The organism is Armatimonas sp. (assembly GCF_031410135.1).
GTDB lineage: Bacteria > Armatimonadota > Armatimonadia > Armatimonadales > Armatimonadaceae > Armatimonas.
In genome coordinates this window covers 1-14,163 of the sequence record NZ_JANNYP010000565.1, presented here as the reverse complement: position 1 = coordinate 14,163, position 14,163 = coordinate 1, and the positions used below count along the sequence as shown (strand labels likewise).

14 protein-coding genes and 1 pseudogene are annotated in these 14,163 nt (G+C 57.9%); 4 read left to right on the top strand and 11 right to left on the bottom strand.

Annotated elements, in window-relative coordinates:
- The 4 genes and pseudogenes from RMO15_RS20805 to pilM form a co-directional block, all read right to left on the bottom strand.
- Positions 1 to 668: pseudogene (locus tag RMO15_RS20805) on the bottom strand (hypothetical protein); the annotation flags it as partial.
- A gap of 25 nt (positions 669 to 693) precedes the next feature.
- Complete coding sequence (gene pilO, locus RMO15_RS20800) at positions 694 to 1,446, bottom strand: type 4a pilus biogenesis protein PilO (protein WP_309716517.1); 753 nt, start codon at positions 1,444 to 1,446, stop codon at positions 694 to 696.
- A complete protein-coding gene (locus RMO15_RS20795) occupies positions 1,439 to 2,071 on the bottom strand; it encodes a PilN domain-containing protein (protein WP_309716514.1) in 633 nt (210 codons plus the stop codon). Before RMO15_RS20795 ends, pilO begins: the two co-directional genes overlap by 8 nt.
- Positions 2,072 to 2,083: 12 nt before the next feature.
- Entirely contained in the window at positions 2,084 to 3,211 is a 1,128-nt protein-coding gene (gene pilM / locus RMO15_RS20790; RefSeq protein ID WP_309716511.1) for a type IV pilus assembly protein PilM, read from the bottom strand.
- A 208-nt stretch (positions 3,212 to 3,419) separates the two neighbouring features.
- Here pilM and RMO15_RS20785 point away from each other — a divergent pair, with 208 nt between their 5' ends.
- The 3 genes from RMO15_RS20785 to RMO15_RS20775 all read left to right on the top strand — a co-directional run bounded on the left by RMO15_RS20785 (position 3,420) and on the right by RMO15_RS20775 (position 7,312).
- On the top strand, positions 3,420 to 5,513 hold the full coding sequence (locus RMO15_RS20785; protein ID WP_309716508.1) for a hypothetical protein: 2,094 nt from the start codon (positions 3,420 to 3,422) through the stop codon (positions 5,511 to 5,513).
- A 74-nt stretch (positions 5,514 to 5,587) separates the two neighbouring features.
- A complete protein-coding gene (locus RMO15_RS20780; RefSeq protein WP_309716505.1) occupies positions 5,588 to 6,298 on the top strand; it encodes a hypothetical protein in 711 nt (236 codons plus the stop codon).
- Between the two features lie 39 nt (positions 6,299 to 6,337).
- Positions 6,338 to 7,312 carry a phytanoyl-CoA dioxygenase family protein gene (locus RMO15_RS20775; protein WP_309716501.1) on the top strand — a complete coding sequence of 325 codons (975 nt, stop codon included), beginning with the start codon at positions 6,338 to 6,340 and terminating at the stop codon, positions 7,310 to 7,312.
- Here the strand turns inward: RMO15_RS20775 and RMO15_RS20770 are convergent, their stop codons facing one another.
- The 6 genes from RMO15_RS20770 to RMO15_RS20745 form a co-directional block, all read right to left on the bottom strand.
- Entirely contained in the window at positions 7,313 to 8,125 is an 813-nt protein-coding gene (locus RMO15_RS20770) for a hypothetical protein (RefSeq protein ID WP_309716498.1), read from the bottom strand.
- The gene (locus RMO15_RS20765) at positions 8,115 to 8,621 is read right to left on the bottom strand and encodes an RNA polymerase sigma factor (protein ID WP_309716494.1); all 507 of its coding nucleotides are present in this window, start codon (positions 8,619 to 8,621) and stop codon (positions 8,115 to 8,117) included. The genes RMO15_RS20770 and RMO15_RS20765 overlap by 11 nt, the downstream gene beginning before the upstream one ends.
- Before the next feature lie 58 nt (positions 8,622 to 8,679).
- The gene (locus tag RMO15_RS20760) at positions 8,680 to 8,868 is read right to left on the bottom strand and encodes a hypothetical protein (protein WP_309716490.1); all 189 of its coding nucleotides are present in this window, start codon (positions 8,866 to 8,868) and stop codon (positions 8,680 to 8,682) included.
- A gap of 78 nt (positions 8,869 to 8,946) precedes the next feature.
- Positions 8,947 to 9,135 carry a hypothetical protein gene (locus tag RMO15_RS20755; RefSeq protein WP_309716487.1) on the bottom strand — a complete coding sequence of 63 codons (189 nt, stop codon included), beginning with the start codon at positions 9,133 to 9,135 and terminating at the stop codon, positions 8,947 to 8,949.
- 54 nt (positions 9,136 to 9,189) lie between these two features.
- On the bottom strand, positions 9,190 to 11,049 hold the full coding sequence (locus tag RMO15_RS20750) for a beta-galactosidase (RefSeq protein WP_309716484.1): 1,860 nt from the start codon (positions 11,047 to 11,049) through the stop codon (positions 9,190 to 9,192).
- Positions 11,050 to 11,058: 9 nt separating this feature from the next.
- On the bottom strand, positions 11,059 to 11,472 hold the full coding sequence (locus RMO15_RS20745) for a hypothetical protein (protein WP_309716481.1): 414 nt from the start codon (positions 11,470 to 11,472) through the stop codon (positions 11,059 to 11,061).
- A gap of 145 nt (positions 11,473 to 11,617) precedes the next feature.
- Between RMO15_RS20745 and RMO15_RS20740 the strand changes: the two genes are divergently transcribed.
- The gene (locus RMO15_RS20740; RefSeq protein ID WP_309716479.1) at positions 11,618 to 13,876 is read left to right on the top strand and encodes a CHAT domain-containing protein; all 2,259 of its coding nucleotides are present in this window, start codon (positions 11,618 to 11,620) and stop codon (positions 13,874 to 13,876) included.
- A 16-nt stretch (positions 13,877 to 13,892) separates the two neighbouring features.
- On the opposite strand, the gene RMO15_RS20735 is transcribed toward RMO15_RS20740, so the two are convergent.
- The coding region (locus RMO15_RS20735; protein WP_309716475.1) for an ROK family protein at positions 13,893 to 14,163 on the bottom strand (271 nt) is incomplete at its 5' end.

Here is a 14,163-nt window from a genome sequence, read left to right as displayed (position 1 = left end):
CAGCGTGAGCGTTCGCTGAAACGAACCATCGCAACACGTTCCCCACTGCCGCTCTCTGGGACGCGAAGTCCTGTGACCACAAGTGCGGGGGGCTGCGGACGTGGGGGCGGGAGAAGCACTAAATGCGTTGGCCCCGAAGCGTTAGAGGACCCACCTGCCCTGCCTTGTGGGTCGTCCGTAAGTCCGCCCTCTTTGGACTTGTTCGTTTTGATATTGATGCCCAGAAGATCTCCCAGACGTCTTGCGTTCTCACTTGCATGGACTTGGGCAAGGTCTCTACGTCGCTCTTCCTCGCTCTGCCCTGGTGTCGCCACACCTGGAAACGGCGCGACTCCCGCCGGGGGAGGCGTTACGGGTGCTCCCGGAGCGGGTGTGGCACTGCCACCCGCGGAGATCATAAAGGGGTCGCGAACCAGTACAGGGTCACTGACTCCCTCAAGACGCTGGAGCTGGGTTACCAAGGGATCATCTGCTGCAATGGGGGCACCTGCCTGAGGAGCACCCGGTGCAGTAGCCTCTTGCTTGTCGGCCTTCTTCTCTGCCGAAGGGGGGGGCGCGGCAACCGAGGTTCCCCCCACGAGCTGGTAGACCCCATAGCCCAGTGAGCAGATGGTCAAGCCGATCAAGGCGATCAGCTTAGGCATATCTTTCTTATTAACAGGCTTCATGTTGTTTTCTTTAGCCTTCCACCTACTATTTTGGCTGGGATGCCGGTGGACTCAAGAGCTGATTTTCTGCGGCACGACGTGCGCTTAGTCCGTTAGGGTTGAGTTTTTGCTGTTCCTGCCCACGAGTGACGAGGTTCTCCGTCTCCGGGAAGACATAGCCTGTCATCATGATGCGAACCGCGAGAATGGGTGACCCATTGGCTTGTTCCATCTTGGATTGCTCCATCACCGAGTTGACCGCGATAATCTTCTCAAATCGGGTGAGGCTGTGGATGAAACGTCCGACATTTTTGTAGGTGCCGGTGAGATCCATATCAATCCGAGCCTTGTTATAGGGCGGAGGTGGTGGTGGCTTTTTCCCCTCTTTTTGTTCCTCACGGCTCAAAACGGGTGGCGGTGGCGGAATCTCAATCGTGTGATGCGAGTTATTCACCGTCAGTCCAAAAGAAGTTGCTTTTTTCTCCATCTGCTGGAGCATGGTGGGGATATAGGCTCCTTGGGAGACATTTTGCTCCAGGTAGCGCAGCTTGCCATCCACCACTGCGGCGGCGCTTCTCACTTCCTCAAGCTGTCTTGCCGTGCGCTCACCATTATGGACCTCGTCCATCTTGACGGTCACTTCTTTCTCGATTCGGGCGACCTCCCCCGTCTGCCAGACATACAGCCCGCCGGTCAGGGCGAGAATGCCACCTGCCATCGCTCCCATGATGATGGCACTGCGCTTGCTTGGGCGAAAGGAGACTCCCCGGCTGACTTTTCCTGCGGTGGGATTAAGCATGAGGTTTTTCTCCTTGGCCCGCTTCGACCTGTGCTGTTTTTTGCTTCTCACCCGCCGGTGGCGCAGGGACGGCCTTGGGAGCAATGATCGGCTTGAGCTGCGCGGTGATCTGGAAGCTAAAGCGGTTCTCTTTTTCCATACGGGTAGTCGTGGGAATCTCGACCTTATCAAAGATGGGTTGCTTTTTTAGGTTGAGCACGAGCTGACTGGCAATGGTCTGGGTGGGAGCTGAGCCCGAGAGATTGACCACGATAGGATCTCCATCGGGGGCTCCTAAGTTACTGAGCCATACCTGGGCAGGGAGCGAGTCTGAAATAGACTGGAACAGAAGTGTCCAGCGCAGAGTGTCGTAGCGGGCTTGCTCCAGAGTGGCAAGCTTGGGCTCTTTATCGGCGGTCTCTTTTTTGATCTGATCAATCTCGGCGATAACGGGCTTGAGCTTATCCATACGATGCTCCGCTTCCGCAACTTCTCCAAGCTGGCTAATACGTGCTGTCAGCAGGTAAGAGCCCACGGCCACAAAGATGGCGAGTGAGCCTCCCAGAGTAAAGAAAAGCTGTTTACTGAGGCGCTCCATGCGCCGCTTTTCCTGGCGACGATCCGCGATCAGGTTGATATTTGGCATCTTGAGTTCTCTCTAGCGCTTTCCGCCCACTTGTGGAGCAAGGCTCTCTTTCAAGGCAAGTCCTAGTGCACCGGCCAGGCTGGCTCCTTGCTCCTGAAGCCACTCTTCGGCTTCTGGGCTGGTCTCCAGGCGGGAGTTGGTGAAGGGATCACAGAGGCGGGTAGGGATTCCCAGTCGGGCGGACATGTAGGTGGACATGTTGCGCATCTGCGCCGCACCACCTACCAGCAAGATCTCCGAGAGGCTAGCACTGACCCCCTCTTCGGCAAGCTGGGACTGGAAGTAGTTAATCGAGCGGCGGATCTCACGGAGCAGCTCGTCTACCGTGGTCTGGATAATGCGCGCCAGCTCAATCGTGTCGGCTGGAGCCTCTCCGGTGATCAGGGCACCCATGTCAATGTCGAGCTTGCGTAGCTCCGCTTCGCTCGACTCAATCCGAAGCTGGTTCTTCAGGGCATCTGAGAACGTGTCGCCGGAGATGGGGATAGAGCGCGTGAGCGCAAAGTCAGGCCCCGAAAGAATGATGACTTCGGTGTGAGCGGCTCCCATGTCCACGATGGCACGCAGATTGGTATCGGCAAAGTCATCTTCGGAGATCTCCACTAAAGCGCGGATGAGAGCAAAGGACTCAATGTCCACCGCGACAGCTTCAAGGCCCGCCATCTGCGCCACGATAACACGGGAGTCCACAATATCACGGCTGGTTCCCACCAGCATGACATCCATCTGTGCCGGGTCATCGTCGCAAGGCCCAAGGATCTCAAAGGCCAGAGAAGAGTCGTCAAGATTGTTGCTCAGGTACTTCCCCGCCTCGTAGCGAATGGACTTGGTCAGAGTTGCCTCGTTCATCTTAGGAACGCGGATCTGACGAACCGTAGAGCTGGGGCCAGAGACCGAGAGAACCGCAGAGTTTGCAGTAATTCCAGCCGCCTGAAGCATCTGCCGAACTGCCGTTGCGACGGATTCACGGCTGATAACAACCCCATCACGCACGGTTCCCTGAGGGGTCTTCTGTTCTGCCGCCCGGACGACACGAAAGCCTGTTCGAGTCGGTTCAAGCTGAACCGCCTTGATCATGGCGCTCCCAATATCGAGCCCGACTACCACCTCTTTACCAAATAGTGAGGACAGAATAGACACGCGATCAACCTCCAAAAAGACTGCCCAGAGACCTGATGAACCAGGGGGCATACTGGGATTATGGGAATTCTGGAGTAGAACTGGAGAGTGGGCTTCGCCAAGTGCTTTTGGTAAGTGCTCCCCTGAAGTTCTGGCCTTTTTACGGGGCGGGTTCTCGCGATCTTAACAGGAACCCTGAGTCTGGGCGGTACCAATAACTGAAGTACCCATGACAAAACCGCTCGAAATCACTGGAAATAAGGAACATGAGGAGATCCTCTATCGGTTTCCCCATTCACACGCCGCTCTGGAGCTTCTCCCAGATCACCGCGATGTGTTTCGGGTTCGACTGTGTTGGCTACGTGGTAAGGGAGGGCGCTCCCTCTTTGAGTCCACCGCGTTTCGCCCCCTCGCTGAGGTGACACTGCGTGGCCAGACATTTCCCGTTTACCTCAATCAGCACTCCCGGAAAAAGCGCGATCGGATTCTGCTGGCAGGCCGACGCAAGACAGCAACAGCGGCGCGGGCAGCACTTCGTTTTCTGGTCTCTGTCGAGGGACGCGACGACACGCTACTCTGGAACTGGCGTGTGGGGGCAACTGCTCCTGCTCTAGCGGCTCCTCGCACGAGTGAGCTTCCTGACTCTATCCGACTGCGCCTGCCGTTTCCCCCCGGCGTGCCGCGTGTGGTGAAACTAGCAACCGGTGATCAGGGCTGGGCACTGGCAGTCTGGACTAAAGAGAGCGCGGTGACTCTGGTGAGCATGACTCCTGGTAGCTTCCCCGAGGTGCAGGAGAGTGCTGTCGAGCTAGTTCTCAATCATGCCAACCTGGAAGGCTCCGGTGCAACTCTGAGCTGGGAGACACGTGTCACACCCGCTCGAACCGAAGTAGAGGTACACCAGGCACTACGCCGGCACCTCGCCGATGTCACAATGGCAAAGCAGCAGGCTCACTCTCTAAATCTACCTTTTCTCGGGGAGCTTTCCACCAAGGCCACGGGCTCTCTCATGCGAGATGAGGGGGTGAAGAAACGCGGGGTGGATCGCCTGGCGTACTCCCTGGAGGCAAAGCGAAGTCAGGCAGGCGAGGGAGTGGATACGGCCTTGGCCGCCTGCGCTCTGCTGGCACGCTACTACCTCACGGGCGATGATGCGCTTCGTCGCCGTGCACGGCTTTTAGGACGTGGTGTCTGCGATTTTCAAGCGACCCAGGTGGAGAGCCCTCACTGGGGCGCGATCTGGGATGTGCAGCGTGACGACTTGGGCTACGAGGACATTCACGGTGGGGCCACCCTCTCCTTGACCGCGACAGCTCGCGCCTCGGTGGGGCTTCACTTGCTCCACGCGCACTTCCAGACCGAGCTCCTCTCCCGCACCGCGATTGGGGCGGCGCAGTGGCTCTTGCTACGAATGGATAAAGATGGCTTTCTGCAAGGCGAGCGCTTCCATGAGAGCAACAGCGAGGCTCCTCTCTCGGCCCCTTGGGCAGTGGGTGAGGCGCTGATCCCTCTTGTGGAGACCTTCCGTCGCACGGGCAACGAGACCTTCCAGCGTGCCGCGCTCCGCAGTGTCAATGCTATTGAGGAGGCTCTGGAGCAAGCTACTCTCTCGCCCGATCTTGGCACAACGGAGCAGCTTGCCTCGCTGATCGAGGGCATTCTTCTGGTCTCTCGTGAGTACGAGAGCGAGCGGATGATCGCTCTAGCCAAGGAAGTCGCTGGTCTGCTACGAACCCGCCTTCTCCCGGATGGGAGCTTAGGCGAGCCATCTTCTGCACACCCTGAGGGGCTGCTTCGAGCGACTCTTGCCGGAGCGCGGGGAGCGCTGGCTCTCTCACGTGTGGATAAAGATCACTGCTGGCTTCTGATGGCACTGCGAGCACTGGGTGCGGCGCAGAAGCGGACGGGGCCAGAGCTGGAGGGAGTCTCGATTGCAAGCCTGACGGGATTGACCCAGCTTCCTCTGGCGCTCTTACTCGCTGTGGGGGCACTGGGAACCAACTGCCTGGCGGATCGTGAGCGCGTCGCCGTGGTACGCCAGTGGCAGACCTTCGCACCCGAGCCCGCTGCCTGGGAGTATGTCCAGGTCACCACTGCGGACGGCGCTCCCGTGGACTATCTCCCCCTGGTTTGCCCGACCACTCTCCAGGTCTTGATTCCCGTGATCGCCCCCGTCGGCACCACACACCTCAAGATCGTCAAGAACAACCGTGAGCCCATGCTACGTAACCTGCTCACCGGAGACTTAGACACCCGCGCCGCTCTCGTCCCGTTAGGCGATGGCAAAGAGGCGATGATCGGTGTCTTCCTCGCAGACACGTAGAGAGCCAAAGCATAAACCTACGTCAACACTTATCCTCCCTCGCCCCGGCATAAGCCGGGGCATTTTTTTCATAAATGAGTGTACAATTGGGGGCTATGGGCTTGGATATTGAAGTGGGTACTCTTGCGGATCGGCTTTTACATGATGAAGAGGGAGCCCAGTGGTTTCGTGCAGAATTGGTGGTTCTTAGCTCCTATCTGGAGTCTTGTGGGCTTGCTGCTCACCAAGAACCCGACATATGCCCGCTGTTTTCCCTGGAGATGTTTGGTTATTCTGGCCTGCACTATTTACGTCGGATTGCTGCTCACTTGAATCTTCGTCAGAGACTCCCTGATCCCGGTGATGAGAATGCCTCACAGGATGCGGTACTGCAGGAGTACTTTAGTCTTTTGACAAAGCCAAGAGGCTCGTTTCTCAGTCGGCTTTTCGGTGGTTCTAAAATAGTTAGGCACTACGATCACCTGATACTCCACAGCGATGCGGAAGGTTTTTATGTTCCTCAAGACTTTGAGTCGGTTCTGTTCCCTACGGAGCATCTGAAAATTCCAGGTGGTATGGTGGGCTCCTCACAACAGCTCCTCACAGAGACTGCTAGACTTGCGAAAGTGCTAGAGCTTCCTCTGGATTTAGAGCCAGAGTCCGAAGAGGTTTGGGAGGCCGCGGAGTCACAAGGCATTGGTAATACCCTCTGGCAGCGGTATGGGATTGAGTCATACACCTGTCTCCGGCTTTATCACGCGGCAAAGCACTCCATCGCAAACTCAGCTGTCATTGTTTTTACCTAATCGGCTCTAAGGTGAGCTTTTATGTGTACAATAGTTCCCATGCATCGCTTTTTGGCCGTTGCGACGGACTGTGCTTCCTATTTTGAGGAGCGTGCAGCAAAAGACTCGCCCGCGCAGGCGGCTTTTGCCCAGGGAGCGGCTGCGGCGATTCAGTGGCGGGCGCTGCTCCAGAGTGCCTTCCCCGACCCCTTCGAGGCCGATGCCCTTTTTGCCCAGATGAACGCGCACCGGCACTTCCGCTACTGGAGTGTCCGCTGGCACTACATGGCCGAGGCAATGAACGCCTGGCGGGAAGATGAAGGACTGCTTTCTATGGAACCTATTGGCACGGAGGCCGATGGCGGCCTGAAATCCACCTACGACCAGTTCGGCTATGTCGTCGTTCGGCAGCTTTTCTCCGAGGAGGAAGTGGCGGCGCTCAAGGCGGAGGCGCTGAAAATTGTCGTGGAGAAAGGGCACCATGCGGGAGTCTTTGTGGGGCTTGCGGCCAGCAGCCCCAAGTTTGCTGAGGCCGTCCGCGATGTGCGCTTGCTGGATGCGTTAGAGTCTCTGATCGGCTCGGACATCGAGTTTCTCTCCGATAAAGTGGTCTATAAGTCCGCTGATCTAGACTATGCCTCGCCGTGGCACCAGGACTGGCCGTACTGGAAAGGGGCGCACAAAATCTCTGTCTGGGTGGCGCTGGAGACCGCGAGTGTGGAGAGTGGCTGCCTCAAATTACTCCCTGGAAGCCACAAAGCGCTTGCGGAGCACGATGGCAAAGCGCCCGAGGGCGAAGGCTTTGGGCATAGGCTCGCGGAAGACGCCCTAGACGAAACGCTTGCTATCAGCGCCCCATGTGAGCCCGGCGATGCGGTCTTCTTCCACGACCTGACGCTCCACGCCTCGCACCCCAATGTGAGTGGGCAAGACCGCTACGCCTGGATCATCACCTACCGAAGTGCTGCCGAAGAGGACCTCGCCTACGACTGGGAAGTCGCAGCAGCGATAGTTCGGGGGAGCCGTTCGGAGTAACTACTTCTCGTAGCGAAAATCAAAATCGCGGGCGCTATCGCTCGCTTTGCCATTGCGCTGAGTTAAAGACAGACGCTCGACAATCTGCCGGGTTCTTGGGTCTACCAGCACAGTGAAGGTCCCTGAGAAAATCTCTTTCTCTCCCAAACCACGTGCGATCTCTGTGTACATCTCGCTAGAGAAAGAGATCAGGCGTTGCCCACGAACCAGAGTAACCCCGATATGGGACTTGTTTTTTTGAGGGTTATAAGTAAAGAGATATACGTATTTGGATTGGGTTACCTGAGAGCCTGTCAAACCATATTGTGTAAAGGTAGGCTCATCTTGAAGCAAGACGCGTTCTGGGTGGGCTTGTTCGTAGCGGTAGTAGTGGGTAAATTTCTTGGGCTGATTCTTGGGAAGATTTGGATCTGTTACCGTTACGATCCACTCGATGGGCGAGTTAATAAAGCTAGGCTTTAGTTGATTCTGGGTGCCAGTCCAGCTAAGTGTCTTCGCGCTTCTTAGCTCTTTTTCCACATCTTCCCACGTGATTTCGGGTGTGAAAAAGCACCAAGTGCCAACTCCGAGCATGGCAAAAGCAAGGCTGGAGCCGATGATTAGGCGGCGGTGTTTTTGGAGAAATAATTGTGTGATCTCCGCCGAAATTGGGGCGAGGGCGAGTAGCTGTGTATCGAGGGCAATAAAGTGCGTGAGCTGCGCTTGGCAGCTTGCGCAGCGCTGAGTGTGGCTTTTCAGAGTAAGGACTTGCCACCAGGGGAGGGCACTCTCGTGAAGTGCGGTCAGGGTTTCGGGGGATATTTTACAGCTCATAATCGTCGGTGAGTTCCTTTCGTAGACGCTCGCGGGCGGTGTAAAGGCGGGAGAGAACCGTGCCCAGGGGAATCTCCAGCACTGTTGCCACCTCGCGGCAGCTCAGGCCTTCGTAGAGGCGCAAGAGCAGTGTGGTGCGTAGCTCATTGGGAAGGGAGTCTAGGGCTAGCGCAAGAGCGAGAGTGCTCTCGGGAGAGGAGGCTTTGCTGGGGAAGTTTTCCGCATGCTCAATTCCTACAGTAGGGTGCTTGTCGCGGTAGCGATGGATGGTTCGGATCGCGATTCGGTAGAGAAATGTGGTGGGGGAGCACTCACGACGAAAGTGAGGGAAGGCAGCCAGTGCCTGAAGCCCGATCTCTTGGGTCAGGTCTTCGGCCTGCTCGGGGTTGCCACAGAGGCGCGTCGCTAGTCGCTGGATGCGCGGGCGCTGTGCATCCCAGAGCTTCTCAAAGGCCGCGTCGGTTTTGACAGTTCGTAGTTTTAGTACTTGTAGCATTCGCATCGCCTCTCACTGTCATTAGTAGCACAGCAAGCGGCGATTTATTCAGGGAAAGCTAAAAATAATAGCGTGGCTGCGGAGCACTGAAAGCACGGCGTCGCGTGGTTTTCCAGCGTCGTAGCTCGGTGGCCCAGCGCCAGGTGGTAAAGAGCTGAGTGCCCAGATAGGTGGCCCAAGCTAGCAAGAGAATGCTTGTCAGCACTCCCCAGAGGGGCATCACGTGAAGAAAATAACTGACCGTCATGGTTTGCTCTCCTCTACCAGTAAAGCGAGCCGGTAGAACTACGAGCAATTATCGGTGGGCCAGGGATTGTTCTTCAGATTAAAAATAGTAGCGTGGCTGCGGGGTTGCAAACGTGCGACGTCGTGTGGTTTTCCAGCGTCGCAGTTCGGTGGCCCAGCGCCATGTCGTGAAAAGCTGGGATGCCAGGTGGGTGGCCCAGACCAGTAGCGCCATGCTGCTGAGTACGGCCCAGAGGGGCATGATGTGTAAAAGATATCCGACCGTCATTTTCTTGCTCTCCGTTTGTTATTTCTACTAGCAAGATTCAGGCCAGAACTCAAATTAGCGCAGGGAAAAGAGCTGGGGGTGCCAGGGATCGAGGGTGAAGCGTAGTGTGGCGGTGCGGCCCAGCGACTTTCCCGTGGTCAGCTCGGTGACAAGAGCGGGTTTGTCAAGCGTCGCAACAACCTCAATGGGCTTCTCTAATGCCTCATTGCCGCTTGCTTGCTGGAGCGACTCGCTCATCTGGTAGCGGACGCCGCGCTCGAAGGCCAGCAGGCGCTCGTTGCCAGCAATATAGCGATGCACACGCACATGATCGCTGGGGCGAACACGCACCGAGGGTGGCGGGAGGAGACGTGCCAGCTCTTCGGAGGTTGGTGGCTGTGGAAAGACCTTGGTCGCGCCCATGTAGCCGTCGGTGAGCTTTCCGTGACCGTCGAACACTCCGACCGGGCCGCTAGCCAGCACGATCTTGAAGCGCATCAGTGTCCGCCGCTCAATTGGGGTGAGGGCGTAGGAGTGAGGCAGGATTACCGTCGCATTGGCGGGCAGTGAGGCGAGATCCGCGGTGAACTGCGGCGTGTAGCCCAGGTCGTGCAGCGCCCCAAGCCAGGCGGCGCGGACTTTCGCATGCTGGTTGTGGGTTGCCTCGTAGCTGGAGAAGCGCCGGTGCCAGGTTGAGCCATCCACGGTGGACTCCAGCAGCCATGCCACTTGGATACTGGGCTGGGAGTAGTGGATATAGATCGGGTCGCTCTCGCGCTTGGCCTTGCGAAAGCGCGTCGCAGTGGGGCCTTGTAGCTCTTTCAAGATCGGAGCCAGCGCCTGTGCCCGCTTGGTGAGTGGCCAGTCGTCTTTGGAGAAGTCTAGGCAGTCCTCGCTCCACCAGATAATGCAGCCTGTGTCACCCATCAGAAGCAAGTGCCAGAGCCGCCGCTGGGCAGATCTTGCATCTTGTTCCCCGACCGTGGTGAGCATAGGTTTGCCGGGCATAAAGCTGCCAAAAATCTCCCGCGCACTGCCGATGTCATAGGGCTCCACCCAGTCTAGGGCCGTCGAGAGGCGTGCTAGATCGTAGCCGCCAAAGGCGCTGGGCATCTGTGTGCCCTCGATCCCCACTTTCGCGCTCGGATCGCTTGCCCTTGCCGCATCGCGAATCTCCGAGAGGGCATGGGTAAGGGCGATATCCATGTAGGTTCGAAAGTCGCACCAGGGCGAGAAATTCCAGCGGGTCGGGTCTTTCTGCGCGGTCGCCGGATCGAACTTCAGCGCCTGCACCTCGCCCCAGTCGGGCTTGCCGCGTGGGTTTGCCCCACCGCCGCTCATACGGTTCTTGATCTTGTCAGTCGAGAACGGCACCACGGCATCCCAGCTCGCGAACTCCGTCTGCCACTGGGCATTGAGCGTGGCGAGGTCAGTGTACTGCGTCTGGAGCCACGTGCGAAAGCTCGCCAGGGAGCGCGGCGAAAAATCATAGTCAAACGGGTTGGCGGAGATGGTCACCGAGAGCTCGTCGCGGATGTCGTAGAGCGCGGGCTGGTTGGCCTTGTGCACCGCAACAGCACTCTGCATCTTCTTTTTCGCCTCTTGCCGCCACGCCGGATCGTCTAAGCAGTAGTCGCGCACAAACGCCGCCTCGGGTCGCCCGTCTTTCACCCACTGCGTCACGAACTTATCCCAGTCGGTTACTTTGGAGCTGAATTTCAAGCACAGACCACGGTTGACGATATTCTCGACATAGTAGGGCATCCCGGCTTTTACCCAGCGCGTCGGGTCTTCATCGCCCGTCACCATCCCCGTGTTGATGCCCATTTCTTTCAGGCGCTGCACAAAAAGCCCGAACTTCTCCGGATTTTTCGCCTCCGAGCCCCCGACCCAGAGAATGGTTGTGTACGAATCTGACAGCGGTGTCTGTTGCATGGGCGTAGTTTACCTCTCTCTACCCACAAGGTAGGCCAGCAGAACAAGGCCCACCACAAGTGCGGGAAGACAGAATGGGCCTCCTCCTCCAGGCGAGGCAAGTACCCAGAGCCCACTGGGGGACAAACCCACCAGCGTGAGCGTCTTACACACGCGAAAAGGGTTCTTCTTGCGATCCAGGTACAGCACGGCAGAGGCAGCACCGTAGAAGAAACCTCCCCAAGTTGCCGTCGGAAAAAGCACCATTCCATACTGACCGTCGCCACCAATGCCAGGCCATAGATACTCGTGGTACGCCATCGTCAGTGCGGTTAGTCCAATTGCTCCCGCTATCCCTCCGAGCACCGCTACGAATCTGTTTATGAAGATGCTGCTCACGTAGCGGAAAAAGTCTACTGCTGCATCTTTGTTGTCGGTCGTCATGCTATCTCTCCCGATACGACATCCACGACCACGCCAAAGTCCCCGGCCCAGAGAATCGTGGTGTACGAATCTGACAGCGTTGTCTGTGTTTGCATGGCGGCATTTTACCTGACAGCGTTGATATCCCCCGAGGTATCATGCAGGTATGCTAAACCGATGTCAGCTTCTCGCATCTCTGAGCCTCTTTCTTGGGGCACAACAAAGCGGTTTTGCCCAGCAGGCGCCCACCGATGTCGCGGAGCTTTCTAAGCCTGTTACCGATGCTATCGCAAAGGCCCTTGCCTCTCTTTCTACGAGAAAGTTTAGCGATGCTGTCTCTGTATTGACAAAAGTGCAGAAGGAGCTTGGTAGCAAGCTCACCGAGAACGACAAGCGTGCGCTGGCTGTCACGCTGGCCGATGCGCACTTTGCGTGGGGAGTCGAGACCCAGAAGCAGGCAAAGTGGCAGGAAGCGCTGAGCCACTACCAGGCCGCCTTTGCCTTGGACAAGCCCTACCGGGACCCGGATGCCGCCGCCGATCTCCACAATATCGGGGTGGTGTACTCGTTTCTCAACGAGCCCAATAAAGCCCTTGAGTCCTACAACCAGGCGCTCCCTCTCCGGCGCTCCGCCAAAGACTGGGCGGGGGAAGCACGCACCCTCAATAATATCGGCAAGCTCCACGACGACCTTGGGGAGCTTGACTTGGCGCTGGCGTCCTACAACCAGGCACTGCCTCTCCGAGCGGCGGCAGGCGATCGGTCGGGGGAAGCGCGGACTCTAGGCAACCTGCTCGCTCTCTGGCAGGCACCGCGCTTCCTCCCGCGTAACCTCACGGTTGCCACTCTCTACGGAAAGCTGGCAGGAAATCTCTACCTGACTCTACCCGAGGGAATTCGTGCGCTGGATCGAGGGACACCTAAGAACCCCGCCTTAACCATTGAGAACTTGTTTCGGCGTCTGGCGGAGGGTCTCCTCACACTGGATCGGGGGCAGGAAGCTCTTCAAGTGCTAGGGCAGGTGAAGGCGGAGCAATACCAGAGCCTTTTCCCCGACGAGCGCAAGGTGCTGGTGAGCGAGCCCAAGTCCTTGGTTTTTACTCCGCGTGAGCAGGCGGCAACCTCTCGCCTGAGCGCTGTGGGAGAGAAGCTACGACTGGCAGCGACGGAGCTAGGGCCACTGGAGAAAAAGGCCAAGCGTACCCCCGAGGAGGAGCTTCAGCGCACGCAGCTCACCCAGAGCTTTGCAACCACACAAGAGAGCTACCTTAAGGCACTAGACGACATTACCCGAGAGCTCCAGCAACCTGATGCCTTGCAGAACCAGGATAAGGTGGAGGCGGTCCCCGATGTAGGGGTGGTCCAGAGCTTGCTGAAAGGGTTGGATTCGGGGCACGCAGTACTCTACTCTTTTGTGGGAGATGAGGCACTCTGGGTACTACTGGTGACCATGGACACGGTCACCGTGCACAAGTCCCCGATCAAGGCGGCTACACTCCAGAAACAAGTGGAACAGTTTCGCTTGCTCTTGCAGTCGCCCAGCCTTGATCCTCGTCCGGCAGGCAAGCAGCTGTATGGGCTCCTTCTAGCACCCTTTGAGACGCAGCTTGGGCAGGTAAAGCATCTCTTTCTCACCCTGGACCAGAGCCTGGGAATGTTCCCTTTTGCTGCTCTCTACGATGGCACCCGCTACGCTCTGGAGCGCTGGAATACTAGTCTTCTCACCCCCGCAAGCCAGGCGACTCTAATACGGCCCACCGCGAGCGAGAAAACCCTAGCGGTAGGAGTCAGTGAGGGAGCCGTTGCTTTTCCCGGTGTGGCTCAGGAAGTGCAGGCACTCGGTCAGCCCGCCTTGCTAAACAGCGACTTCACGCAGGAGCGCTGGCTGGAGGCGCTTCAGCAGGAGAAGCGGGATATCTGCCATATCGCAAGCCCTTTTAATCTGATTGGTCCGGCGAGCACGTGGGGCCTCTTGCTTGCCGAGGGCAAGCAACTCTCGCTAGAGCAGCTTCGCCTATTGCCTGCGGATGCTTTCACCGGGCTGAGCCTGGTGACCTTCTCCACCTTCCAAACACCGGCTCAGGATACCGAGTACACACGGGGGGCTATTGAGAATATTGCTCACCTGGTGCAGCGCAAGGGGGCAAGCGCGGTGGTTGCTAATGTCTGGAGTGTCAGTGATTCGATAACCAGCGCTCTGATCGTGGATTTCTACCGTCGCTGGAAGCGCAATACCAGCAAGGCAGCTGCGCTCCGAGACGCACAGCTTGCCGTGCTCCGTGGGGATATCAAACCCACAGCGCCGCTCCGTACGGGGGCTACCGTGCGCTTTCCCACCGTGCAAGCGCCCCCCTATCCAGCCATTGAGCGACGGCTCCATCCTTTCTACTGGGCGGGTATCGTCCTCTTTGGTAACCCACGATAGCGTGTGTTGCGGCTCTCTACAGCGCCAGCGCAGCCGCCCCAATCAGCGGGGCATCCGAGCCGAGGCTGGCACGTAAAATCGGGGTCTCACGCACCGCAGGGAGCCCCCGGCTGGCTAGCTCGGTGCGGGCAGGGGCGAGAAGTAGCTCCCCGAAGCCGTCTATGACGCCGCCGCCCAGCAGGAACGCTTCGGGGCCGTAGATATTGGCGAGAGTTGCTAGCCCGATCCCGAGGTCGCGGCCCACGGCGGCAAGTACGGCAAGTGCCTTGGGAAAGCCCGCATGGGCA